The organism is Halomonas sp. V046 (genome assembly GCF_052645355.1).
The window spans coordinates 320982-345620 of the sequence record NZ_JBQXYF010000001.1 but is presented as its reverse complement, the minus strand read 5'-3'; the positions used below and the strand labels follow the sequence as shown (position 1 = coordinate 345620).

Below are 24639 nucleotides of genomic sequence, written 5' to 3'. Positions count from 1 at the left end.
GAGAATGACGCATGCGGACCGGTAGTTCAGTTGGTTAGAATGCCGGCCTGTCACGCCGGAGGTCGCGGGTTCGAGTCCCGTCCGGTCCGCCAACGTCGCTTCTCGAATTTGTCATCTTGTGGACCGGTAGTTCAGTTGGTTAGAATGCCGGCCTGTCACGCCGGAGGTCGCGGGTTCGAGTCCCGTCCGGTCCGCCATGATGGCACGATAATGGCAAGATCAAGTCGCCGCTCTTGAGCGTCGCACGCAGAACAGCGCGGTACGTGGGTGATTAGCTCAGTTGGTTAGAGCACCAGCCTCACATGCTGGGGGTCACTGGTTCGAATCCGGTATCACCCACCACGCGGACCGGTAGTTCAGTTGGTTAGAATGCCGGCCTGTCACGCCGGAGGTCGCGGGTTCGAGTCCCGTCCGGTCCGCCATTTCGCTGTTGCCTGCTCTGTCCGGAAGTATCCGGCACGAATTCAGACCCCGATGCTCAGGCATCGGGGTCTTTTCGTTGTTGGGGTGGCTTTTTATCTCGCCCGGGGCCGCTCGTAGGTGGCTCTTTATCTCGCCCGGGGCCGCTCGTAGGTGGCTCTTTATCTCGCCCGGGGCCGCTCGTAGTACTCTCCTTGCCTTGCCTTGCCTTGCCTTGTGTCTCCCCATTCTGTCGTTGTCTTTCTGATTCTAGTTCTAGTTCTAGCTCGCTATTGCCGCTACCGATTACGATGCCTTTGTCACGCCTGGATAGGGGGAGGTGGGATTAGGGGTGGCGCCTTGGTGCTTGCTATCATACAGTTGTTTGAAAATCGCTCGGTGCGGATGCTGTCGCGGTGTCCGTTTCCCTGGGAGAAGCTTTCCCGGAGAAGCTTTCCCAGAGAGGCTATCGCAGAGCGCCGCCGAGCCTGACAATGACAAATCGTCCGCCTAGCACCCCTGGAGGCCACCGTGTCCGCCTATCCTCGCCTGTTCAGCTCTCTGACCCTGGGGCACCTGACGCTGCCTAATCGTGTATTGATGGGGTCCATGCACACCAATCTGGAAGAGGCGCCGAACGGTTTCGAGCGTCTGGCCGCCTTCTATGCCGAGCGTGCTCGGCAGGGTGTCGCCTTGATCGTGACCGGTGGTATCGCGCCGAATCCTGAGGGGGCCGTCTTTCAGGGTGCTGCCACCTTGATGGAGGAAAGTCAGGTCGCGGCGCACCGCGGAGTGGTCGAGGCGGTACATCGTGAGGGGGGGCGCTTGTGCCTGCAGATCCTGCATGCCGGGCGCTATGCCTATTCGCCGGACCTGGTGGCGCCGTCACCGATCCAGGCGCCGATCAATCCCTTCACGCCGCGAGAGTTGAGCGATGCCGAGGTCGAGGGTCAGATCGACGACTATGTGCGCTGCGCCAGGTTGGCACAGTCGGCGGGGTACGATGGCGTTGAGGTGATGGGCTCCGAGGGCTACCTGATCAATCAGTTCGTCTGTCGGCGCACCAACCATCGCGATGATCGTTGGGGCGGCAGTTTTCACCATCGCATCCGCTTTCCCCTGGAGATACTGCGTCGGGTGAGAGAGGCGGTGGGGTCGGAGTTTCTCGTCATCTTCCGGCTGTCGATGATCGACCTGGTGGAGGACGGGAGTACGGCGGAGGAAATTCTGGCGCTTGGGCGTGAGGCCGAAGCGGCCGGTGCCGATGTGCTGAATACCGGTATTGGCTGGCACGAGGCTCGGGTGCCCACCATTGTGACCAGCGTGCCCCGGGCGGCCTTCACCGAGGTGTCGCGACGCATGAAGCAGGCGGTGTCGATTCCGTTGATCACCACCAATCGCATCAATATGCCCGAGGTGGCCGAGAGGGTCCTCGCCGATGATCACGCGGACATGGTCTCCATGGCTCGGCCCTTTCTGGCCGATGCGGCCTGGTTGACCAAGGCGCGTGATGGGCACAGCGACGAAATCAATACCTGCATCGCCTGCAATCAGGCCTGCCTCGACCACACCTTTCAGGGCAAACTGACGTCGTGTCTGGTCAATCCCCGTGCCTGCCATGAGACCGAGCTTAGGTTGTTGCCGACAGACTCTCCGCGGCGGGTGGCGGTGGTCGGTGGGGGGCCTGCAGGGCTTGCCACTGCCGTGGCCGCTGCCGAGCGTGGCCACCTTGTCACCCTGTTCGAGGCCCAGGCCGCGCTCGGTGGGCAGTTCAATTTCGCCCGCAGGATTCCGGGCAAGGAAGAGTTTGATGAAACCTTGCGCTATTTCCGCGTCATGCTCGACAAGGCCGGCGTGGAGGTGCGCTTGAATACCAGGGCTGACGTCCAGGCGCTCAAGGCCTTCGATCGCGTGGTGCTGGCGACGGGGGTGCGCCCTCGAGCGCTGGACCTGCCGGGAGCGGACCTGCCTAGTGTGTTGAGCTACGCCGAGGCGATCATGGCGCCCGAGCGAGTCGGTCAGCGGGTGGCGATCATCGGGGCCGGCGGTATCGGTTTCGATGTCGCCGAACTGTTGACCCACACCGCGCCGGCGGATGACGCCGTCGCCGCGTGGTGCGATGAGTGGGGGGTAGACCTGTCGGTCAGCGAGCCAGGTGGCCTGAAGGTTCCTCAGCGTCCCGTTACGCCGCGTCGAGTCTATTTGCTTCAGCGCAAGAGCTCCAAGCCTGGCAAGGGGCTGGGGACGTCTACCGGCTGGGTGCATCGTGCGTCGCTTCGTCACCGTGGCGTCGAGGCCCTGGCGGGGTGTGACTACCAGCGGATCGATGAGCAGGGCCTGCATCTAAGCGTAGGGGGCGAGCAACGCCTGCTCGAGGTGGATAGCGTTGTGGTGTGTGCGGGGCAGGAGTCGGTGGTCGACCTGATCGCGCCGCTACAGGCATCTGGGATCCGTGTCGACATCATCGGCGGCGCCGATGAAGCGGCAGAACTCGATGCCAAGCGCGCGATCGATCAGGGTATGCGCCTGGCGGCCTCGCTGTAGCGCGATGACGGCGCGTCAATATTCCTGTTGAGGGGATTGGTGGGGAAATATTGTGCCAAAACGAACTTTTGGTTACGTTCTTTACACGTTGTCACCAAGCGCTGTCCTGTGCGCGTCCGGGTTGTGCGATTGGCGCCGGGACGGCGCTACGTCCCGTCATACCTCATTGCGTGACAAACGCCTCCCCCATAAGTCGAATTTTCGCTGGTCAAGGAAACGCTTCTTGTGGCATGAGTTCTTATAGGTAAGGACGATCAGCGTTGAACGAGGGCCCATCGCAGATGGCTAATACTGTTCTACGCTGACTTTACCCACTCGGTGAACGGTGAGGGCTCGCTCCCCTGGAGCGCACCGGCCGGGTTCCGGGCATATGAGGAGGCATCGATGAGTATCTTCGACCACGTGCAGAACCGTTTCGCTCGCGTTCAGCAGGAGGAAATGTCCCTGCAGGAATACCTCGAGCTCTGCCGTCAAGACCCTTCCGCTTACGCCAGCGCCTCTGAGCGCATGCTGGAAGCCATCGGTGAGCCCGAGGTGATTGATACCGCCAAGGACTCGAGGCTGGCGCGAATCTTTTCCAACAAGGTTATCCGGCGCTACCCGGCCTTCAGCGAGTTCCATGGCATGGAGGAGGCGATCGAGCAGATCGTGGCCTACTTCCGGCACGCGGCCCAGGGTCTCGAGGAGAAAAAGCAGATTCTGTATCTGCTGGGGCCGGTGGGAGGCGGCAAGTCGTCGCTGGCCGAGCGGCTCAAGCTGCTGATGGAGCGCATTCCCTTCTATGCGATAAAGGGCTCACCGGTGCATGAGTCGCCCCTCGGGTTATTTTCACCCGAAGAGGATGGTGAGCTGCTCGAGAAGGAGTTCGGCATTCCCCAGCGTTGCCTGCGCTCGGTGATGTCGCCTTGGGCGGCCAAGCGCCTCAAGGAGGCCGGCGGCGATATCTCCGAGTTTCGCGTCGTGCGTCTGTATCCCTCGCGACTCAACCAGATCGCCATCTCCAAGACCGAGCCGGGCGATGAGAACAACCAGGATATTTCGTCGCTGGTGGGTAAGGTCGATATTCGCCAGCTGGAGCTCTATTCCCAGGACGATCCCGATGCCTATAGCTTCTCCGGTGGACTGTGTCGGGCCAACCAGGGCTTGATGGAATTCGTCGAGATGTTCAAGGCGCCGATCAAGGTGCTGCATCCGCTACTGACGGCGACGCAGGAAGGCAATTACAACCCGACCGAAGGCATGGGCGCGATTCCCTTCGATGGCGTGGTGCTGGCGCACTCCAACGAGAGCGAGTGGCAGGCTTTCCGCAACAATCGCAACAACGAGGCCTTCCTCGATCGGGTCTATATCGTCAAGGTGCCGTACTGCCTGCGAGTCTCGGAAGAGATCAACATCTACCGCAAGCTGCTCGAGCATTCGACGCTGAATCATGCCCCTTGTGCACCGGACACGCTACGCATGCTGGCACAATTTTCGGTGCTGTCGCGGCTCAAGGAACCGGAAAATTCCAGCGTCTATTCCAAGATGCGCGTCTACGACGGGGAAAACCTCAAGGATACCGACCCCAAGGCCAAGTCGATCCAGGAGTATCGGGATGGTGCCGGTGTCGACGAAGGCATGGACGGGCTCTCGACCCGCTTCGCCTTCAAGATTCTGTCCAAGGTCTTCAACTTCGACAACCATGAGGTGGCGGCGAACCCGGTGCACCTGCTGTATGTGCTCGAACAGCGCCTGGAGCAGGAACAGTTGCCCAAGGAAGCCTTCGAGCGCTACCTGCGCTACATCAAGGAATACCTCGCACCGCGCTACGTGGACTTTATCGGCAAGGAAATTCAGACCGCGTATCTCGAGTCTTACTCCGAATATGGTCAGAACATCTTCGATCGTTACGTGACCTACGCCGACTTCTGGATTCAAGATCAGGAGTATCGCGATCCCGAGACCGGCGAGCTGTTCAATCGCCAGTCGCTCAACGACGAGCTCGAGAAGATCGAGAAGCCGGCGGGGATCTCCAATCCCAAGGATTTCCGTCACGAAGTGGTCAACTTCGTCCTTCGCGCTCGTGCTCAGAACAACGGCATGAATCCGGGATGGCAGTCCTACGAGAAGCTGCGCGGGGTCATCGAGCACAAGATGTTTGCCAACACCGAGGAGCTGCTCCCGGTCATTTCATTCAATGCCAAGGCATCCTCGTCGGATCTGAAGAAACATCAGGACTTCGTCGCTCGCATGGTTGAGCGTGGCTATACCGAGAAACAGGTAAGGCTGCTCTCCGAGTGGTACCTGAGGGTGCGCAAGTCACAGTAGTGACGTATCGGTCGTGACCGCGCGGGGCGACATGGTGTCGCCCCGTGACCCACACTGGGCGCCCAGGAGGACCCGATGACCTATTTCATCGATCGTCGTGCCAACGCCAAGCACAAGAGCGCGGTCAATCGTCAGCGCTTCCTCGACCGCTATCGGACCCATATCAAGCGGTCGGTGGAGGAGGCCGTCAATCGTCGCTCGATCACCGATATGGAGCGCGGTGAGAAGATTTCCATCCCCAGTCGCGACATCTCCGAGCCGGTGTTCCAGCACGGTTCCGGCGGGCGGCGCTCGATCATCGCTCCCGGCAACCGCGAATTCGAAGAAGGCGATCGCCTGAGGCGGCCCGGCGGCTCCGGCGGCGGCGATGGCAGTGGCGAAGGCGGTGCGTCCAACCAGGGCGAGGGGGTGGATGAGTTCGCCTTTACTCTGACCCGGGAGGAGTTTCTCGAGTTCGTCTTCGATGGGTTGGAGCTGCCACACCTCGAGCGCAAGCCGCTGGTCGATGTCGAAGAGGTGCGCCCGGTACGTGCCGGGGTATCGCGGGACGGAGTGCCGGCGCGGATCAATATCGTGCGCTCCATGCGCGAGGCCCAGGCCAGGCGCATCGCCATGCGCGCCCCGATCCGTCGGGCCCTGCGTGAAGCCCAGGAGGCATTGGCCCTGGAGGAGCGCAAGGATCCGGTGCTGCGCAATCCCGCTCGTGTTCAGGAACTCAAGGCCGAGATCGAGCGCCTCGAGAAGCGTCTCGAGGCGGTGCCGTTCATCGACACCTATGATCTGCGCTACAACCATCTGATCAATCAACCCCAGCCGTCGAGCAAGGCGGTGATGTTCTGCGTCATGGACGTGTCTGGCTCCATGACCCAGGCCCACAAGGACATCGCCAAGCGTTTTTTCCTGCTGCTGTATCTATTCCTTGAGCGCAGCTACGAGCGCGTGGAGCTGGTTTTCGTCCGCCACCATACCGCCGCCAAGGAAGTCGATGAGGAGGAGTTCTTCTACTCCCGCGAGACCGGGGGGACCATCGTCTCGAGTGCATTGACGCTGGTCGACGAGATCATCGACAAGCGTTACCCCCCAGCCCAGTGGAACCTCTATGTGGCTCAGGCATCTGATGGGGATAACTGGGACGATGACTCGGTCAACTGCCGAGAGCTGTTATCCAATTCACTGATGTCGCGGCTGCAATACTTCACCTACGTGGAGATCACTCCCCACGCCCATCAGGCGCTGTGGGAGGAGTACGAACGGGTCGAGGCGGAATACCCCGATCGGTTTGCCATGCGCCAGATCGTGGAGCCGGGCGACATCTACCCGGTGTTCCGTGCGCTGTTCAAGCGGCGTGAATCCGCGTAGGCCAGGACGCGCTAGGAGGCACGGCGTCAGCCTCGTCGGCAAGGCCAGGCCAGGAACCGCCTGGCGAGCACGCGAGAGTCGCTGGTGCCGGATACGGCGGGCTCGTCGAGACCGCCGGACGCGACAGGAGGGAAGGCCATGAACCGCATGTCCGTGAGCAGCAGTAGCCGGCGCAGCAAGCCCATTGCGACGGGCTCGGACTGGAACTTCGAGACACTCACCGAGTTCGAGGTTGAAATCTCGAGGCTCGCCGATGAGTACCGCCTCGACACCTATCCGAACCAGATCGAAGTCATCACCACCGAGCAGATGATGGACGCCTATGCCAGCGTAGGCATGCCGGTGGGTTACCATCACTGGTCCTTCGGCAAGCAGTTCCTGGCCGTCGAGCAGGCCTATCGCCGCGGACAGATGGGGCTGGCTTACGAACTGGTGATCAACTCCGATCCCTGTATCGCCTACCTGATGGAAGAGAACACCCTGATGATGCAGGTGTTGGTCATGGCCCATGCCTGCTATGGCCACAACTCTTTCTTCAAGGGCAACTACCTGTTTCGCACCTGGACCGACGCGTCTTCCATCGTCGATTACCTGGTATTCGCCAGGAAGTATCTGACCCAGTGCGAGGAGCGTCACGGCGTTCAGGCGGTGGAGCAGCTACTCGATGCCTGCCATGCGCTGCAGAACTACGGCGTCGATCGCTACAAGCGCCCCTCGCCGGTCTCGCCGGAAGAGGAGTCGCGCCGTCAGGCGGAGCGTGAAGAGTACCTCCAGACCCAGGTCAACACCCTATGGCGGACGATTCCCACGGGCATGCCCGGAGCGCCCACCCTGGGCGCGGGTGATGCGGACGACAACGACCCGCTTGGTCTTCACGAAGGGGGACGCTACCCGCCGGAGCCCCAGGAGAACCTACTCTACTTCATCGAGAAGAATGCACCGCTGCTGGCGCCCTGGCAGCGAGAGGTGGTGCGGATCGTGCGCAAGCTTGCCCAGTACTTTTACCCGCAGCGTCAGACCCAGGTCATGAACGAAGGCTGGGCGACGTTCTGGCACTACACCCTGATGAATCGCCTGTTCGACGAAGGGGCGGTCGATGAAGGGCTGATGCTTGAGTTCCTGCAATCCCACACCGCCGTGGTCAGTCAGCCGGCCTTCGATAGTCCCTATTACAACGGCATCAATCCCTATGCGCTCGGGTTCGCCATCTTTACCGACTTGAGGCGGATCTGCGAGAGCCCTGAGGACGAAGATCGCGAGTGGTTTCCCGATATCGCCGGCAGCGATTGGCGTGAAACGCTCAACTTTGCCATGCGCAACTTCAAGGATGAATCGTTTATCCAGCAGTTCCTGTCGCCCAAGGTCATTCGCGATCTGAAGCTGTTTCAGATCGTCGACGACGACCAGGAAGAGATGCTCGAGGTGGCCGCCATTCATGATGAACGCGGCTATCGCCGGGTGCGCGAGGCGCTGTCCGCTCAGTATGCGCTATCGCTCAGGGAGCCTAACATTCAGGTCTACGAGGCGGATATCCGCGGTGATCGTTCGTTGACGCTGCGGCATGTGCAGGACCAGCGACGACCACTGGCGCGCAGCGTCTATCCGGTGATCCGCCATCTGCATCAATTGTGGGGGTTCCCGGTGAGGCTTGAGTCCATCGAGGGAGATGACGTCGTGCGTCGCTATCATTGGCCGCTGCCCGATGCCGAAGAGAGCGGCGCCTGAAGCTGACGACAGGCTCGTCGAGGTTCAGCCGGTCGATGGTGGCGCCTGTGCGGTGAGGCCGGGGCTGCCGAGGCTTTGCGGTGTTGCACGGTGGCGCCACGACGAGCATTGTCACGACGCCGGGGCCGAAGAATGCCCGCGCCAGTCAATGGCGCGGGCATTTTCATGATGACGCAAGCACTGGCGCAAGCGCCGAGGGCTCAGGCTTTGGCCGTCCAGGACTGGCACCATCCTTCGGGGGCGACGCTGTTCTGGGGGAACAGTTGGCAGCCTTCGGTTTCGGCATTGAAGAACATGCAGTTGGCGCAGTGTTCGCCTTCTTCGTAGGCGGCGTTGCCGCTGGCTTCGCTGGCGGTTTCCACATAGCCCAGCGCCTGGGCCTGAGCGTTGTCCATCTCGAGCCGCGGCAAGTCTTGTGCAAGCGCGGTGCGAGACAGGACGCCGGCCCCCAGGGGCAGGGCGGCGACGGCAAACAGGCTGTTGCGCAAAAAGTCACGACGGCTGTTCGTGGCCATGGGCACTCCTCATCGGTTGTCGTTGCTGATTGGTCATGGTCGGTCTTGAGTCTGGGTCACTGCCCAGACTTTTGGTTATGAGGGTGGCGTGCACCCGCTGGCCACTATCGAGTAGCCAGGCTCTCAGATTAGCCAAGCGTGGGAGCGAAGGCGAATAGCGAGACGCGAAATGCGTCAATCCGTCGCGCGAACTATCGCGGCTGGCGTTGGCCATCAACCGGCCAGACTGAGCCTGGAGTGTCGCGACCGTGACAGGCCATGCATGTCCCGGCGGGTGTCGATCGCCCCGGCGGGTGCTGCGGGCAATGGCTAACGCCAGGCCGGTCGCCGCCCGGGTGCTGCCGGAGGGGGGTCGCTGATATACTGCGATGCACAGGGCCCCTTAACCAGGCGGGGACGCCATCCGGGGCTTGCGCCGCGCGAGGTATGGCGATTTCCCGACAGCTGGTTTCCGCCCGCCAGGGCCGACCCAAGGCGATCCATTGAAGGAGTGTGACCATGCAGAATGCGGTGATCCTGATAAACACCGACAAGGGCCAGGTCAAGGCGGTCGCCGAGCGCCTGGCCGACGTTGATGGCATCAGTGAGGTCTACTCGACCTGCGGGCGTTACGACCTGGTGGCGATAGCTCGCACGCGGGATTTCGAGAGCCTGGCGGAGCTGGTCACCGAGCGACTGAACGCGGTGGAAGGCATCTCCGACACCGAAACACTGAACGCCATGCAGGTGCACTCGCGCCACGATCTCGAGACGATGTTCTCTCTCGGGTGGTGATGCGAATGCTTGCCAGCCTTGCCCGGGCCGCGACCAACGGCCACGACGAATGAGCCTGGACCTCTCGCTGTCGCGGGTGCTGCCGCGGCCTCGCCATTTCTTGATCACCCTGGTCATGGTCGTCGGTGGTGCGCTGCTTTGGCACTCCACCGAGCAGGGCTATCGCGATCGCATGAGCTGGATGGGGGTGACGGAATGGAACGAGCCCGGTGTGCTTGCCTTCAGTCGCGTGTTGCGCAACGACGGCTATCTACTGGGTTGGTCGGATATCCGCGTCGGGGCGCTTTGGTCCAGCTACGAACTGACCGCGGTAAACGAGAGGAATATCGGGCCGCGGCCGTCGTTTCAGGGCGATTGGCGGACCCTGTGGCCGATTTCCACCAGCAGCTATTCCGGCAGTGGTTATGATCGCGGGCATCTCGCCCCGAACTATGCCATGGCATCGATGGGGGGAGTCGACGCCCAGAGAGACAGCTTTCTCATGAGCAACATGCTGCCCCAGAAGCCGAATCTCAATCGCCAGTTGTGGCAGCGCCTCGAAGAGGTGGTCATGGATCGCTTCTTGCCGCGATTCGGTCAGTTGCAGGTGATTACCGGCCCCATCTACGCTGAGCTGTCGGTGGCCAGCCTGCTCGATCGAGTCGGATTCGTCGAGGTTCCAGACGCGTTCTACAAGATTATCGTGGTGCCGGGTGACACCCCGCGAGCCCTGGCCTTCATCATGCCGCAGGACGTGAGCGGCGATGAGCCCCTGGATCGCTTTCTGGTCAGTATCGATGAGGTCGAGGCACGCACCGGTCTGAATTTCCTGCCGCGCCTGTCCGCATCTGCAGCGCCGGCTTGGGAGGCTTCCGCCGGCGTCGGCAACTGGCAGTTATCCCAGGTGGCCAATCTACCGGGCCGCTTCTAGCGCTTGCCTGGCGTCCGGGCAGGGCGAAGGGGGCGTCGGCGAATGGGCCGGGAGGCGCTGACGACGAGAAACGCTGAGGGCTCTTCTTGCCGTGCGGGTTGTCGTGCGGGTTGTCGTGCGGGTCGTCGTGCAGAAGCGCGGTGGGAGTCGGCATCGGCGGTGGGAGTCCTGGTGCGATGCAGGAGGGCGATGCGTCTGCCGTATCGTCAAGCAGCATCGCCAAAAGACAGACACAAAAAAACCGCGTCGATGCGCGGTTTTCGGGTCGGTCCGATCGGCCGCCGGGGCGGTCGTTATCGTCCGGGTGCCTTGAGCAGGCCTGCAGTCACATCACACGATTGGTGCCCAGGAGAGGACTTGAACCTCCACGTCCATAAGGACACTAGCACCTGAAGCTAGCGCGTCTACCAATTCCGCCACCTGGGCGTGTCATGCGTGCTGCAATGTCTTGTCAGTTGTCGCCTTGGCCGAGTCAACCAGCCGAGCGTATCGTGATCGTCATCAAGCCGGAGCCTGACGATTGGTGCCCAGGAGAGGACTTGAACCTCCACGTCCATAAGGACACTAGCACCTGAAGCTAGCGCGTCTACCAATTCCGCCACCTGGGCGAACACGACACTGCGATCTGACAAAGAGCGTAACGATGCTTCCATCGTCGCTGACCCCGGGGGGGGGTCAATGGTGCCCAGAAGAGGACTTGAACCTCCACGTCCATAAGGACACTAGCACCTGAAGCTAGCGCGTCTACCAATTCCGCCATCTGGGCAAGTGGCGCGTATGTTACCGAAACGCCGCCATATTGCAAGCCCTCCTGGCGAGGTTCCGCCGAAGTTTTTTGCTCTATCGGGCCGAATTCCGCTGTATCTGGGCCTTCTTATGGTTGGGTGCGGCTCTACCCGGCGCTATACTGCGCGGATGACAAGTGAATCGAATGAAAAGACCGCACGCTCGCGCCTGGGTGCCGGCGCCCAGTTGCCGTCACTGACCCTGCCAAGGATGCTCACCGCATGACTCACTGGACGCTCGAAAGCGACGCCCAAGCCAGCCGCGAAGCCCACAAGTATGACAACCCTGCCCCCTCCCGGGATTACCTTCTTCAGCGCCTGGAGGAGGTCGGTGCGCCGATCACCCATGAGGCCATGAGCGATGAGTTGGGCCTCGATGACGAGGATCTGCGCGAGGCCGTGCGTCGACGCCTGGCCGCCATGGAGCGCGACGGCCAGGTGCTGCGCAACCGGCGCAGCGCCTATGCACTGATCGACAAGCTCGACCTGATCAAGGGCAAGGTGCTGGGCCATCGAGACGGGTTCGGCTTCCTGCTGCGTGATGATGGCAAGAAGCCTGATCTGGTCATGCCGCCGCGACAGATGCGCCGGGTGTTCCATGGGGACCACGTCCTGGTGCGCGTCAGCGGGCGTGACCGGCGCGGCCGTGATGAGGCCACCGTCGTCGAGGTGCTGGCACGCAACACCCAGACCATCGTCGGCGTCTATCGCCAGAATACGCCGGAGTTCGGGATCCTGATCCCGGAGAACAATCGCGTCACTCAGGAAGTGATCATCCCTCACAGTGCCTGTGGCGGTGCCCAGGATGGGCAGGTCATCTCGGCGCGCATCGTCAAGCAGCCCGAGACCCGCGTGCAGCCGGTGGGCGAGGTCATCGAGGTGCTGGGGGAGCGCATGGACCCCGGCATGGAGATCGACATCGCGCTGCGTAGCTACGAGATTCCGGATCAGTTTCCGCCGGAGGTGGTCGACCAGATCGCGAGCATGTCAGCCGAGGTGGAAGAGGCCGACAAGGCGCACCGTATCGACCTGCGTGACCAGCCGCTGGTGACCATCGACGATGAGTCCGCCAAGGACTTCGATGATGCCGTCTGCGCCTACAAGACCAAGTCGGGTAGCTGGAAGCTTCTGGTCGCCATCGCCGACGTGTCGCACTACGTGCGTCCAGGTAGCCCGCTGGATCAGGAAGCCATCACCCGGGGCAACTCGGTGTATTTCCCTGGCCAAGTGGTGCCGATGCTGCCGGAGCTTCTGTCCAACGGGCTCTGCTCGCTGAATCCGGGTGTCGATCGCCTGGCCCTGGTCTGCGAGATGAACATCTCCAAGACCGGTGTGATCAGCCGCTATCGCTTCTATGAGGCGGTCTTCCGCTCACACGCCCGCCTGACCTATAACAAGGTAGCGGCGATCCTCCAGGACGAAGGTGAGCAGGGCGATGCACTGCGTGAAGAGTACAAGGCGCTGGTGCCGTCGCTGAAGAACCTCAATAGCCTGTATGAACTTCTGCGTCAGGCGCGCACCGAGCGCGGTGCCATCGACTTCGAGACCACCGAAACGGCCATCGTGTTCAACGACGAGCGCAAGATCGAGAAGATCGTCCCGCGCTCGCGCAACGATGCCCACAAGATCATCGAGGAGTGCATGTTGGCGGCCAACGTCGCCACGGCGCGCTTTCTCGACAAGCACGACCTGCCGGCGCTGTATCGGATCCATGAGCGCCCGTCGCCGGAGCGCCTGGACAAGCTGCGCCTGTTCCTCAACGAGCTTGGCCTCTCGGTCGGCGGCGGCGATGCGCCGACGCCCCAGGACTATCGTGACCTGGCCGAAGCGATCAAGGGTCGTGATGACGCCGATATCATCCAGACGGTGATGCTGCGTTCCATGAGTCAGGCGGTGTACTCGCCGCACAACGAAGGCCACTTCGGCCTGGCCTATCAGGCTTATGCGCACTTCACTTCGCCGATCCGGCGTTATCCCGACCTGCTGGTCCACCGTGCCATCCGTTCGGTGATTCGCGGGCCGCGTCAGACCAATACTGTCCTGCGGGCCGAGGGCGCGCCGGTCGAGCCGCCGAGCAAGTGGTGCCCGTACACCTTCGAGCAGATGCTCGAGCTCGGTGAGCACAGCTCGATGACGGAGCGCCGCGCCGACGATGCCACCCGCGACGTGGAAGACTGGCTCAAGTGCGAGTTCATGTCCGACAAACTTGGCGAGGTCTACGATGGCACGATCGCATCCGTGACCGGGTTCGGCATCTTCGTGCGGCTGGATGAGGTCTACGTCGAAGGCCTGGTGCATGTCACCTCGCTGCCGTCGGACTACTACCACTACGAGGCCGAGAAGCATCGTCTCAAGGGCGAGCGCACCGGTACCAGCTACCGCCTCGGCGATGGCGTCACGGTGCAGGTGGCTCGAGTCGATTTGGACGAGCGCAAGATCGACTTCGACATGGGCGACGACAAGCCGCGCCCTCGGCGTGCGCCGCGCAAGCGTCGCTCGGGCGATGCAGCGAAGAAAGGGGCCGATCAGGCCGCAACTGGGCCGGCGCCGAAGAAGGATGACAAGTCCGGCAAGGACACCCAGCGCAAGGGCGGTCGTCGCCGTCGCGGCCCGCGCCGTGGCGCTCGTCAGGACAACAGGTAAGCGATCATGGCGAACCCGAAGAAGGGCGCTCGGCAGGGCGGCAAGCCTGGTGCCGGTTCCGGCAAGCCGGGGAGCCGGGCGGCGAAGGAGGGCATGTCGGCGTCGGATCGCAGTGCCGGCCGCCCCAGGGGCGAGCGGCGCCGGCCTGTTTCTCCGTCTCCGGCGGTGCCTGGGGGGCTGGACGGCGTGTTCGGCGTGCATGCGGTGCGAGCGCTGCTCGAGCGTGGTGAGTCGCCCAGGGAGCTGTGGGTCCAGGAAGGCGACGCCGAGCGCCGCCTGACGGAGCTGGTCGACGTTGCGCGCGGGCGGGGTGCGCGGCTGAAGAGCGTGGCCCGTGAGGAGCTCGATGCGCTCTCCCATGGCGCGTCCCACCAGGGCATCGTGGCCTTCTGTCCGCCCTTGACGCCGGAAAGCGAGGAGTCGTTGTGGCACAAGCTGAAGGCCTGGCCGCTGGACACTCCCCCGTTGCTGTTGATTCTTGACGGCGTCACCGACGTGCACAACGTCGGGGCTTGCCTGCGCAGCGCCGATGCTGCCGGGGTGCATGGCGTCATCGTGCCCAAGGACCGCGCCGCACCGCTGAATGCCACGGTGCGCAAGGTCGCCTGTGGTGCGGCCGAGAGCGTGCCGGTGTATCAAGTCACCAATCTGGTCCGGGCGATGGACAAGCTGAAGGCCCTCGGGGTCTGGATCACCGGCACCGCCGGCGAGGCCGAGGTGAGCCTTTACCAGGCCGACTTCAGCGGCCCGACGGCACTGGTCATGGGCGCCGAAGGCAAGGGCATGCGACGCTTGACCCGAGAGGCCTGCGATACCCTGATCAAGCTGCCGATGGCGGGTCAGGTGTCGAGCCTGAACGTGTCGGTGGCGACCGGTATCTGTCTGTTTGAAGCCGTGCGCCAGCGCGTTTCCAGCGCCTAGCTTGCACCCCATCTCTGCACTCTATAGAATACCTGCGCCCGTGCATCCTGTGCGGGCACAGGTTTTTTTACTATCACTCCTTGCTTCCCTGGTGACGGGTTGAACCCAGTCCCGTGGAAGCTGCCAAACCGAAAGGAGAATCCATGCGTCACTACGAGATCGTCTTCATGGTCCACCCGGACCAGAGTGAGCAGGTTCCGGCCATGGTCGAGCGTTATACCAGCATCGTCACCGAAAATGCCGGTACCGTTCACCGTCTCGAGGATTGGGGCCGCCGTCACCTGGCTTACCCGATCAACAAGATTCACAAGGCTCACTACGTGCTGATGAACGTCGAGTGCAGCGGTGAGACTCTCGAGGAAATCGAGAATATCTTCCGTTTCAACGACGCCATCATTCGCAGCCTGGTGGTGCGCTGCAAGGAAGCCATCACCGAAGCGTCTCCGATGATGAAGCCGGTGGAAGACAAGCGTGCTCGTCGCGAAGAAAAGCCGCGCACCGCTGAATCCGCCTAAGCTCGGCATCCACGCCCTGCATCGCACGTATTAAGGAGTCTTATACATGGCACGCTTTTTCCGTCGCCGTAAGTTTTGCCGTTTCACCGCTGAAGGCGTGAAGCAGATCGATTACAAGGATCTGGACACGCTCAAGGCCTACGTCACCGAGACCGGCAAGATCGTTCCTAGCCGCATCACTGGTACCAAGGCCCGTTATCAGCGCCAGCTGTCTACCGCGATCAAGCGCGCGCGTTACCTGGCTCTGCTGCCCTACACCGACAGCCACCAGTAAGGCGTTAGCCGATGCTGCCCGTCGCCCGATGGTCGATGAAAGGCACACCGCAAGCCGCGTTGGTGGCTCTGGTGGCGTCATTGATCCCGTGGTTGTTCTGGTTCGGTGCGGCGATCGCGACCCTGGTGACCCTGCGGCGGGGCATGGCCCCGGCGCTGCCGGTCATCGTTGCCGCGGCGGTGCCGGCGGGCTGGTGGTGGACTCAGGGCGATCCGATCCCCCTGACCACCACCTTGCTCACGGTACTGATGGCGATCGTGTTGCGAGCTCGGACGCGCTGGAGCGAGGCGCTCATCGTGGGCGTTCTGGCCGGTGCGGCGATGATCCAGATCGGCGTGTTCCTGCCCAAGGCAGACACCGCCATGATGCTGGAGCAGCTGCGCCAGAGTTCGACCGACGTGGCCGCCATGCTCGACGAACTGGCCGCCAGTGGCGTGGATGCCACGCAGCTCGCGGAACTGGTCATCAGTGGCGTCACCGGCCTGGTCGTGATGCTCACCGCGGTGGCCTGTCTGGCGCTGGGGCGCAGTTGGCAGGCGGGGCTCTATAATCCGGGCGGGTTCCGGGAAGAGTTCCACGCATTGCGCCTGAGCCGTCGCGAGCTACTGATCGTGGTCGCGCTGGTGGCCTTCGGGACCCTGCTTGGCCTGCCGAGTGTCGGCATGCTGGTCTGGATCCCGCTGCTGATGGCAGGCATTGGATTAACGCATGGTGTAGTTGGACGTAAAGGGATGAACGGGTTGTGGCTGGTAGCGTTCTATGTGCTGCTGATTACCACCTGGCCCATGATACTCATCGTGCTGTTTGTGGCTCTGATCGACACCTTCGCGGACTTCCGCGGTCGACTGGCCCACAACGACTGACAAGAGGTTTACGAGATGGAAGTCATTCTGCTCGACAACATTGGCAAGCTGGGCGGTCTCGGTGACAAGGTCACCGTCAAGCCTGGATACGGCCGCAACTACCTGGTGCCTTACGGTCTCGCCGTGCCGGCCACCAAGGACAACATCGCTGCCTTTGAAGCCCAGCGTGCCGAGCTTGAAGCTCAGGCCGCCGAGCGCAAGGCCGAAGCCGAAGCGCGCGCCGAGCAGCTCAACGACATCGAGCTGTCTCTGGTCGCCAAGTCTGGTGACGAAGGTAAGCTGTTCGGCTCCATCGGTCCGCGTGACCTGGCCGACGCTATCTCCAGCGCTGGTATCGAAGTCGCCAAGAGCGAAGTTCGCATGCCGGAAGGTCCGATTCGCCAGACCGGTGAGTACGACATCGTCCTGCACCTGCATGCCGAAGTCGACGCTGCGGTTCGCGTGGTTGTTGTCGCCGAATAAGGCACACAGTCACCGGACGTGAAGGGCGCGGGAGTCTTCCCGCGCCTTTTTTGCGTCTGCGTTTTCGCTGCCGACCCGTGCTTCAGGTGTGGCAGGCGCGGGCCTTCGGGTAGAATACGCCTGCCCGAGAATCCGAGGTGAGTGAATGAGTGACGCCCGACAAGTCGATCAGGAAACCGCTGCGCTGAAGGTGCCGCCGCATTCCCTGGAGGCCGAGCAATCGGTGCTCGGGGGCTTGATGCTCGACAATCAAGCCTGGGATGGGGTGGCCGAGCGTCTGGTCGCCGATGACTTTTATCGCTACGAGCACCGCCTGATCTTCAACGCCATGATCGCCCTGGCGGAAGGCAGTCACCCGCTGGACGTGGTGACGCTGTCCGAAGCCCTCGAGGGACGCGATCAGCTCGATACCGTGGGGGGGCTGGCGTATCTGGCGGAGTTGGCACGCAACACGCCATCGGCGAGCAATATTCGCGCCTACGGCGATATCGTGCGTGAGCGAGCGACGTTCAGGAAGCTGATCCAGGCCTCGAATCAGATCGCCGAGGGGGCCTTCAATCCCAACGGTCGCAACTCCGACGAACTGGTCAATGAGGCCGAGCGGCTGGTCTTTCAGATCAGCGAGGACAGGCCCAAGACCGGTGGCCCCATCGGCATGAGCGAGCTGTTGACCAAGGCCGTCGATCGGATCGATGAGCTGTTTAACATGCAGGGCCAGATGACCGGGCTATCGACCGGCTTTCGGGACCTGGACGACATGACTTCGGGCCTGCAACCGTCGGATCTGGTGATCGTCGCTGGTCGTCCATCGATGGGCAAGACCACCTTCGCCATGAATCTGGTCGAGCATGCGGTGGTGTCCAGCGACAAGCCGGTGGTGGTGTTTTCCATGGAAATGCCCGCGGAATCCTTGATGCTCAGGGTGCTGTCGTCATTGGGGCGGATCGACCAGACCCGGGTGCGTAGCGGTCAGCTGGAAGATGAAGATTGGCCGCGGCTGACCTCGGCGGTGAACCTGCTCAAGGACAAGCAGCTATTTATCGATGACACCGCGGCGCTGTCGCCCAACGAGATGCGTTCGCGGATTCGCCGAATCGTCCGCGAGCACGGCAATATCGCCCTGATCATGATCGACTATCTGCAGCTGATGCAGATTCCCGGATTTTCCGAGAACCGCACCGGGGAGATCTCGGAGATTTCGCGTTCGCTCAAGGGGCTGGCCAAGGAGTTTGGCTGCCCGGTGGTGGCGCTGTCACAGCTCAACCGCTCTCTGGAGCAGCGACCCAACAAGCGTCCGGTGATGTCGGACCTGCGGGAATCCGGCGCCATCGAGCAGGACGCCGACCTGATCGGCTTCGTCTATCGTGATGAGGTCTACAATCCGGATAACCCCGACAACAAGGGGCTGGCGGAATTCATCATTGGCAAGCAGCGTAACGGCCCCATCGGCGCGGTGCACATGGCGTTCATCGGCAAGTACACTCGGTTCGAGGACCTGGCGCCGGATAGCTACGGTGACACCTTCGGTGAATGATCCGGTGGGTTTACACAACCAGCCCGTCACGCTGCCTGTTGCGCCGCCCGGCCCCGAGTTCGACCCGCGCTTTCGCCGGACAGCGAGACAGGCGAGGTGGTGGTGCGGCTGAGTCGCCGCACCGACGGCCTTGAGCCTGGCGACCGGGGCCGTATAATGCCGTCCCTTGTTTTCCCCAATCCCTTCCCCTGACTGGAGGCCCATATGGCAGGCGGATTCCGACGTGGTAATCGACAACGCACCCCGAAACTCGAGGGGCGTGGCGAGCTGAGCTCTCTCGAGCGCGAGGGGCCGTTCAAGGAATGGCTGGGCATGCCGGACCTCTATCGCTACCACCTGGTGGTGGAAGGTGTGGATTACAGCTACCAGACCGAAGACTCTGAGGTGCCCGTCAAGGTGGGCGACAAGGTGGTGTTTCGCTACAAGGAAACGAAGGCCGGCAATTGGATCGACCGCAACTCCCTGGGCAAGGCCATCGATCCCTCCGAGTATCAGTGACCTGGTGATGTGATGTCATGCCACTGGCACAAGGGCGTTCCGCTGCGCGGAGCGCCTTTTTTTGTCTGGGCTCTTGAGGGACAGGGACAAGGGAGGGGGCGCAGCGCCTGCTAAGCCTTCGGCACACTATCGACGAATTTGGTCTCACTCTTTGCCTTGGCTTCCTTTTGGCCGTCGAGCCGGCCTCGCTTGCGCTAAGGTGGGAACCCGCGTGTCTGACCTGGGTCGGATAGCGCTCATTTGCGTCATCGTTCTGTCACCTTGGGCTGCCAGGCTGTGCGATGATCCTATCAGGAGCGGAGCCCATGCGCCGTGGGGGGGCGTTGCCGCGTCGTCCTGGTGCCGCTGACACACCCCGCAGGAATGGCATCGCCAGCCGAGCGACGCAGGGCGCGACGCCAAGAGGCGGGGGTGAAACGGCGCCGGTGAGCCAGCGACACTCCGCATCGAGACGCTCGTCGAGGGTGTCCCGCTGCGTCGGGTGGCGCGTCCAGGACGGCGTGGCGCGTCGGCCAAACCGAAGTACGACCAGATCAGAACTCAGAAAAACGCATGAAAGAGGCGAGAGATACAATGGAATTCAATGATTTAAAGGCCTTTGTCGGCCATCACGATAACTTCGAAATACGCGTGATCAGTCATGCTGGCAGTCGTATCCACCAGGTCGAACTCGAGGATGTGGAGGGACGGCGCCATCTGCTTTGCCGGCGCGGCAAACCGGTGCTGTTCCGCTCCCTCGACGACGTCTACCTGGAACTCAAGCGGGCCGGAATCCACCGTGCGTACTTGGTTCAGCACGTGGCCCAGGATGAAGTCGTTGGTCGAGACGCCCACTACCAGGAGGCGCTGGCCTCCCGCATGCCGCTGGTCTTCTGATCCGGCGCCTGGCTTGTTGAGTTCGCTTGCGCCGCCTGGGGTGAAATGACGGCGCCTGTCATCCCTTCGCCTACCCTTCCTTCTGCGCTGCCCCGTGTGGTTAGCGTGCCCTGGCGCCTTTTCTCCTGGCTGGCGACTCCGGTGTCTCGGGGCTTGTCACGTACCCACGCGCCACGCCCACCTGAGTCACCGGATAGCACCTGACCATGGCGGGCTCGGCGTCGCTGGTTGGCGTGACCCTGGCGACGCAGGTCGTCGAAAAAGACGCGGAATCCGGGCCGCGAGGCGGCGCCTGACTCGGTGGGTTACTCGTGACCCGGCGCAATGTTCCGGACATGAGTTCGCCAATCATTGGTCAAATGAGGGGCATAAGATAACTCTATTCGGCGCTATTGCCCGGACAGTGGTACGCTTTGAGCGATTTTTTCAAGGATGCTTCGACCATGGCCCATCGTGACTTCGACGCCACCTCGCCTGCCACGCCCCCTTCAACGATCGAGCACCGCCACCAGCCGAGCCACGCGCCGAGCGATCACCCGGAAGTGGCGACGGCGAAGGTCGGGGTACTGGTGGTCAACCTGGGTACGCCGGACGCGACCGACTACCGGTCGGTGCGGCGTTACTTGAGTGAGTTTCTGTCGGACCGTCGGGTGGTCGATTATCCGCGCTGGTTATGGCAGCCGCTGCTGCAGCTGGTCATTCTGAGTCGACGTCCCTTCGCGTCCGGCAAGGCCTACCGAGGTATTTGGAACACCGAGCGCGACGAGAGTCCGCTGCTGACCATCACCCGTCAGCAGAGTGAGAAGCTAGCCGCGGACCTGCACGAGACATACGGCGATCGCGTCGAGGTGGCCTTTGGCATGCGCTATGGCAACCCCTCGATCGAAGGCGCAGTGCGCCGACTGCAGGCCAAGGGGTGTCAGCGTATTGTGTTCTTCCCGCTGTACCCGCAGTACGGCTCGCCCACCACCGCTACGGCCTGTGACCAGGTGTTTCGTACCCTGATGAAGCTCAAGTGGCAGCCGTCAATCCGCACCGTGCCGGCGTACTTTGCCGATGCTGGTTTTCAACGGGCCTTGGCGGCGTCGGTGCGTGAGGTCTACGAGCGCGAAGAACGCCCCTCGGTGCTGGTGGCCTCCTACCATGGCGTACCCAAGCGCTTTCTCACCGATGGCGACCCTTACTATTGCCAGTGCCAAAAGACGACGCGGCTGCTCAAGGAACGCCTGGGACTTGCCGATGATGAAATCGTCACCACCTTTCAGTCGAAGTTTGGTCCGGCGGAGTGGGTCGGACCGGCCACTGTAGACAAGGTCGCTGATCTCGCCCGCGCAGGACACCGCCACATCGCCGTGATTTCGCCGGCCTTCGCCGCCGACTGTATCGAGACGCTGGAGGAAATCGAAGAAGAGATTCGTGATAGCTTCATGGCCGCCGGGGGCGAGCGATTCACCTACATTCCCTGTCTCAATGACCGCGATGACCATATCGCGGCGCTTGCCAATATCGCGCGCAATGAGCTCGCGGGCTGGTGATGCCTTGAACGGCGTGCCTCGCGATCGGGCAGCAGGTCACCGGCTTGGCGCTGAACGCGGCCGTCGTCGGAGGACCAGGCGCCGTCTCTTTTTACACCACAAGGGCCGCCCGTAGGGGCGGCCCTTGTGGTGTGGCCTTGGTAATCTTCCGGTGCATCACGCCCTGACCGCAGCGCAGTAGGCAGTGAATTCAGGTGTCCGGACCGGGATGCGGAACGGGCTTGTCACCGAGCTCCTCTTCGCGGAATTCCAACGGCTTGCCGCGGGTCTTGTCGAGATGTTTCAGGCGCTGGTGCAGGCCGGTCTTGGCCAGCAGGTGGGCGCTGACCGGGGCGGTGATGAACAGAAACAGGGTGATCAGCAGCTCCTGCAGATGGATGCCGTCGGAGATGATGCTGAAGTACAGCACCGAGGCGATCAGGATGCAGCCGATGCCGAGGGTGGTGGCCTTGGTCGGGCCATGCAGGCGCATGAAGAAGTCCCGCAGGTGGGCCATGCCCAGCGAGCCGATAAAGGCGAACAGGCCGCCGGCGATCAACAGCGCAGAGATCACGCCCTCGAGAATCACATAGATCATGGTTGCCCCCCGCTACTCGATGATGTCGCCACGCAGCAGGTACTTGCACACCGCCACGGTACTGATAAAGCCCAGCAGTGCAATCAACAGCGCCGCCTCGAAGTAGGTCTTGGTATTGAGCCACAGCCCCATCAGCACGATCAGCGCGATGGAGTTCACGTACATGGTATCCAGCGCCAGGATGCGGTCTGGCATGTCCGGGCCAATGGTCAGGCGAAACAGGTTCAGCAGCAGTGCCAGGCCCACCAGGGTCAGACTAATGACGAGGGCGACGTCTAGCATTCGAAGATCTCCTTCAGCGGCTGCTCGTAGCGTTCGCGGATGGTACGGATCAGGGTCTGCTCGTCCGCGACGTCGAGGGCGTGGATCAGCAACGTCTTGCCATCCATGCGCAGGTTGGCCGAGACCGTTCCCGGGGTCAGGGTGATGGTGCTGGCGAGAACGGTGATGGTAAAGCGTTCCTCGAGCATCAGCGGATACTCGACGAAGTGAGGTCGGGTGCGGCGCCAGGGGTTGATGATGATCCAGGCGACCTGAAGGTTGGCGACGATGATGTCGCCGACCACCCGGAAGAAGAAACGCAACAGCTTGAACGGCTTTCTGACCCGTGGCTGAACCTCCCAGAACGGGTAGGTCAGCAGCGGAATGGTCAGTGCCAGGAAGGCGCCGAGCAGCAGGTGGCCGAGGCTTGTATCGTTGACCAGCAATAGCCAGACAATCAGCAGCAGCCCTGACAGGAAGGGAGTCGGCAGTAAGGAGCGAGGCTTGTTCATGAGGCGTCCTCGGCGGCGGGCAGCAGGGTCTGGATGATGGCGTCGGGGTCGGTCAGCTGCTCGGCGGCGGCGGTGGTGTAGCCGCTCAGCGGGCCCGCCAGAATGGCCAGCAACGGCGCGGCAGCGACCAGCCAGGTGACCCCGGCCCAATGCCACGGCGACAGCCGCTCGGAGCTCGCATCACTTTCCTGGCTGCGCCAGAACAGCGTCGAGCCGGCCCGGGAGAGGGCGATTAGGGCGCACAGTCCGGTGCCGAGCAGCAGCGGCCAGAACCACACGCGCTCGCCGCTATCGGCCGCGCCGAGCAGCATGATCTTGCCGAACGCTCCGGACAGCGGAGGCAGCCCGGCGACGGCCATGGCGCCAACGATGAACAGCAGCCCCAGGGCCGTGGCGTTCTTCGGCGTGCGGCCCTTGACCAGGCGCGTGCCGGCCTTGCCGCGCTGCACACCGATCATCTCGGCGAGAAGGAAGAGTCCGCCGGTGATGAGCGTGGTGTGGACCAGATAAAACAACAGCCCGGCTACCGCCTCGGCCGAGCGCATGCCGACGCCCGCCAGCAGGGTCCCCACCGAGACCAGTACCAGGTAGGCGACCAGCAGCTTCAGGTCGCGTGCCGCTAGTACGCCGATGCCGGCAATCGCCAGAGTGGCAAGCGATAGCCACCAGACCCAGGGCTGTTCGAGGGCCGCGAGACCGCCTGCCTGCTCGCCGAAGATTAGCCAGTAGACACGCAGAATGGCGTAGACACCGACCTTGGTCATGACTGCAAACAATGCCGCCACCGGTGCCGGGGCGCTGGAATAGGCTCTGGGCAGCCAGAAATACAGTGGCAGAATCGCGGCCTTCAGCCCGAACACCACCAGTAGCAGTAGCGCACCCGCCACCACCAGACCATGGCGTTCTGGATCCAGTTGGGACACTTCACGGGCCATGTCGGCCATGTTCAGTGTGCCGGTGGCACCGTAGAGCAGGCCAACGGCGATCAGGAACAACGCCGAGCCCGCGAGGTTGAGCACCACGTAGTGCACCGCCGACTGAATCCGCGCCTTGCCGCCACCGTGAAGCAGCAGCGCATAGGACGCTAACAGCAGGACCTCGAAGAACACGAACAGGTTGAACAGGTCGCCGGTCAGAAACGCGCCGTTGATGCCCATCAACTGGAGTTGCAGGAGGCCGTGGAAGTTGCTGCCCTTCTCGTCATCGCCACCGCAGGCGAAGAACACGCAGCCGACCGCCAGTAATGCGGTGACCAGAAGCATCAGTGCCGACAGGCGATCGAGTACCAGCACGATGCCGAACGGCGGCTGCCAGTCGCCGAGGGCGTAATACTGAACCGTGTCGGTCGACGCCTCCACGAGCAGGGCGAAGCTGATGCCCAGCAGGGCCAGGGTCGACACCAGGCCAAGGGCTCGCTTGAGGCGTGGGTTGCCGAAGCGGGTGAGCAGCAGCAACACCGCCGAGGCCAGCGGCAGCACGACCGGCAGGACAATCAGATGCGACATCAGCGGCGTTCCTCCCTGTCCTCGGCCGTGCGGCCGTCGACGTGGTCGTTGCCCATGTCGCCGCGGGCGCGCATCGCCAGGATGACGGCGAAGGCGGTCATGGCGAAGCCGATGACGATAGCCGTCAGCACCAGTGCCTGGGGCAGCGGATCGGCATAGGGGCCACTGCCTTCGATGATGGTTGCCGCGTCGGTCGACAGCCCGCCCATGGAGAACAGGAACAGGTTGACCGCATAGGACAGCAGGGTAAGGCCGACGACGACCGGAAAGGTCCGCCCGCGCAGCGTGAGGTACAAGCCACTGGCGCTTAGCACTCCGGTGGTGATGGCATACAGCATTTCCATA

Annotated in this window: 22 protein-coding genes and 7 tRNA genes; 20 read left to right on the top strand and 9 right to left on the bottom strand. The window is 62.5% G+C overall.

All coding sequences use genetic code 11. From position 1 onward, the window contains the following. The first annotated feature begins 15 nt into the window (after window positions 1-15). The 8 genes from ACUN9Y_RS01515 to ACUN9Y_RS01480 all read left to right on the top strand — a co-directional run bounded on the left by ACUN9Y_RS01515 (window position 16) and on the right by ACUN9Y_RS01480 (window position 8334). Window positions 16-92, top strand: a tRNA-Asp gene (locus tag ACUN9Y_RS01515). A 28-nt stretch (window positions 93-120) separates the two neighbouring features. After that, a tRNA-Asp gene (locus tag ACUN9Y_RS01510) sits at window positions 121-197 on the top strand. A gap of 68 nt (window positions 198-265) precedes the next feature. Then, a tRNA-Val gene (locus ACUN9Y_RS01505) sits at window positions 266-342 on the top strand. Between the two features lie 3 nt (window positions 343-345). Beyond that, window positions 346-422 (top strand) — tRNA-Asp (locus ACUN9Y_RS01500). Window positions 423-930: 508 nt separating this feature from the next. Then, entirely contained in the window at window positions 931-2943 is a 2013-nt protein-coding gene (locus ACUN9Y_RS01495; protein ID WP_445458903.1) for an oxidoreductase, read from the top strand. A gap of 384 nt (window positions 2944-3327) precedes the next feature. Next, complete coding sequence (locus ACUN9Y_RS01490; protein WP_445458902.1) at window positions 3328-5250, top strand: PrkA family serine protein kinase; 1923 nt, start codon at window positions 3328-3330, stop codon at window positions 5248-5250. 75 nt (window positions 5251-5325) lie between these two features. Next, the gene (locus ACUN9Y_RS01485) at window positions 5326-6609 is read left to right on the top strand and encodes a YeaH/YhbH family protein (RefSeq protein WP_445458901.1); all 1284 of its coding nucleotides are present in this window, start codon (window positions 5326-5328) and stop codon (window positions 6607-6609) included. 138 nt (window positions 6610-6747) lie between these two features. After that, window positions 6748-8334 (top strand): SpoVR family protein, encoded by a 1587-nt coding sequence (locus ACUN9Y_RS01480; protein WP_445458900.1) that lies wholly within the window; start codon window positions 6748-6750, stop codon window positions 8332-8334. A 200-nt stretch (window positions 8335-8534) separates the two neighbouring features. Here ACUN9Y_RS01480 and ACUN9Y_RS01475 read toward each other — a convergent pair whose 3' ends face one another. After that, entirely contained in the window at window positions 8535-8849 is a 315-nt protein-coding gene (locus tag ACUN9Y_RS01475; protein ID WP_445458899.1) for a high-potential iron-sulfur protein, read from the bottom strand. 498 nt (window positions 8850-9347) lie between these two features. Here ACUN9Y_RS01475 and ACUN9Y_RS01470 point away from each other — a divergent pair, with 498 nt between their 5' ends. Further along, complete coding sequence (locus tag ACUN9Y_RS01470) at window positions 9348-9623, top strand: Lrp/AsnC family transcriptional regulator (protein WP_163577463.1); 276 nt, start codon at window positions 9348-9350, stop codon at window positions 9621-9623. Window positions 9624-9672: 49 nt separating this feature from the next. Then, window positions 9673-10533: a DNA/RNA non-specific endonuclease gene (locus ACUN9Y_RS01465; protein ID WP_445458898.1), complete on the top strand. Its 861-nt coding sequence runs from the start codon at window positions 9673-9675 to the stop codon at window positions 10531-10533. Window positions 10534-10872: 339 nt separating this feature from the next. Here ACUN9Y_RS01465 and ACUN9Y_RS01460 read toward each other — a convergent pair. The 3 genes from ACUN9Y_RS01460 to ACUN9Y_RS01450 all read right to left on the bottom strand — a co-directional run bounded on the left by ACUN9Y_RS01460 (window position 10873) and on the right by ACUN9Y_RS01450 (window position 11299). Then, window positions 10873-10959, bottom strand: a tRNA-Leu gene (locus ACUN9Y_RS01460). A 95-nt stretch (window positions 10960-11054) separates the two neighbouring features. Beyond that, a tRNA-Leu gene (locus ACUN9Y_RS01455) sits at window positions 11055-11141 on the bottom strand. A 71-nt stretch (window positions 11142-11212) separates the two neighbouring features. Then, window positions 11213-11299, bottom strand: a tRNA-Leu gene (locus tag ACUN9Y_RS01450). A gap of 241 nt (window positions 11300-11540) precedes the next feature. On the opposite strand from ACUN9Y_RS01450, the gene rnr reads away from it, so the two are divergent. From rnr to hemH, 10 genes are all read left to right on the top strand, one after another. Continuing rightward, window positions 11541-13961 (top strand): ribonuclease R, encoded by a 2421-nt coding sequence (rnr, locus tag ACUN9Y_RS01445; RefSeq protein ID WP_445458897.1) that lies wholly within the window; start codon window positions 11541-11543, stop codon window positions 13959-13961. A gap of 195 nt (window positions 13962-14156) precedes the next feature. Further along, window positions 14157-14882, top strand: coding sequence for a 23S rRNA (guanosine(2251)-2'-O)-methyltransferase RlmB (gene rlmB, locus ACUN9Y_RS01440; RefSeq protein WP_445459080.1), 726 nt, complete (start codon window positions 14157-14159; stop codon window positions 14880-14882). Window positions 14883-15025: 143 nt separating this feature from the next. Beyond that, window positions 15026-15397: a 30S ribosomal protein S6 gene (gene rpsF / locus ACUN9Y_RS01435; RefSeq protein WP_445458896.1), complete on the top strand. Its 372-nt coding sequence runs from the start codon at window positions 15026-15028 to the stop codon at window positions 15395-15397. Between the two features lie 46 nt (window positions 15398-15443). Next, entirely contained in the window at window positions 15444-15671 is a 228-nt protein-coding gene (gene rpsR / locus ACUN9Y_RS01430) for a 30S ribosomal protein S18 (RefSeq protein ID WP_013333281.1), read from the top strand. An 11-nt stretch (window positions 15672-15682) separates the two neighbouring features. Next, a complete protein-coding gene (locus ACUN9Y_RS01425) occupies window positions 15683-16534 on the top strand; it encodes a hypothetical protein (RefSeq protein WP_445458895.1) in 852 nt (283 codons plus the stop codon). Between the two features lie 15 nt (window positions 16535-16549). Then, window positions 16550-16996: a 50S ribosomal protein L9 gene (gene rplI / locus ACUN9Y_RS01420; protein WP_445458894.1), complete on the top strand. Its 447-nt coding sequence runs from the start codon at window positions 16550-16552 to the stop codon at window positions 16994-16996. A 145-nt stretch (window positions 16997-17141) separates the two neighbouring features. Beyond that, window positions 17142-18530, top strand: coding sequence for a replicative DNA helicase (gene dnaB / locus ACUN9Y_RS01415; protein ID WP_445458893.1), 1389 nt, complete (start codon window positions 17142-17144; stop codon window positions 18528-18530). Window positions 18531-18734: 204 nt separating this feature from the next. Next, window positions 18735-19028, top strand: a complete 294-nt coding sequence (locus ACUN9Y_RS01410; RefSeq protein WP_445458892.1) for a hypothetical protein — start codon at window positions 18735-18737, stop codon at window positions 19026-19028. Window positions 19029-19601: 573 nt separating this feature from the next. Beyond that, complete coding sequence (locus tag ACUN9Y_RS01405; protein WP_445458891.1) at window positions 19602-19904, top strand: DUF6482 family protein; 303 nt, start codon at window positions 19602-19604, stop codon at window positions 19902-19904. 443 nt (window positions 19905-20347) lie between these two features. After that, window positions 20348-21439 carry a ferrochelatase gene (gene hemH / locus ACUN9Y_RS01400; protein WP_445458890.1) on the top strand — a complete coding sequence of 364 codons (1092 nt, stop codon included), beginning with the start codon at window positions 20348-20350 and terminating at the stop codon, window positions 21437-21439. Between the two features lie 190 nt (window positions 21440-21629). Here the strand turns inward: hemH and ACUN9Y_RS01395 are convergent, their stop codons facing one another. The 5 genes from ACUN9Y_RS01395 to ACUN9Y_RS01375 are packed head-to-tail and all read right to left on the bottom strand — an operon-like array spanning window position 21630 to window position 24638. Next, on the bottom strand, window positions 21630-22016 hold the full coding sequence (locus tag ACUN9Y_RS01395) for a Na+/H+ antiporter subunit G (RefSeq protein WP_445458889.1): 387 nt from the start codon (window positions 22014-22016) through the stop codon (window positions 21630-21632). A 12-nt stretch (window positions 22017-22028) separates the two neighbouring features. Next, window positions 22029-22298, bottom strand: a complete 270-nt coding sequence (locus ACUN9Y_RS01390) for a K+/H+ antiporter subunit F (RefSeq protein WP_445458888.1) — start codon at window positions 22296-22298, stop codon at window positions 22029-22031. After that, a complete protein-coding gene (locus tag ACUN9Y_RS01385; RefSeq protein ID WP_445458887.1) occupies window positions 22292-22789 on the bottom strand; it encodes a Na+/H+ antiporter subunit E in 498 nt (165 codons plus the stop codon). Before ACUN9Y_RS01385 ends, ACUN9Y_RS01390 begins: the two co-directional genes overlap by 7 nt. Further along, window positions 22786-24297: a monovalent cation/H+ antiporter subunit D gene (locus tag ACUN9Y_RS01380; RefSeq protein ID WP_445459079.1), complete on the bottom strand. Its 1512-nt coding sequence runs from the start codon at window positions 24295-24297 to the stop codon at window positions 22786-22788. Before ACUN9Y_RS01380 ends, ACUN9Y_RS01385 begins: the two co-directional genes overlap by 4 nt. Continuing rightward, window positions 24294-24638, bottom strand: coding sequence for a Na+/H+ antiporter subunit C (locus ACUN9Y_RS01375; RefSeq protein ID WP_445458886.1), 345 nt, complete (start codon window positions 24636-24638; stop codon window positions 24294-24296). The genes ACUN9Y_RS01380 and ACUN9Y_RS01375 overlap by 4 nt, the downstream gene beginning before the upstream one ends. Between the last annotated feature and the right edge of the window lies 1 nt (window position 24639).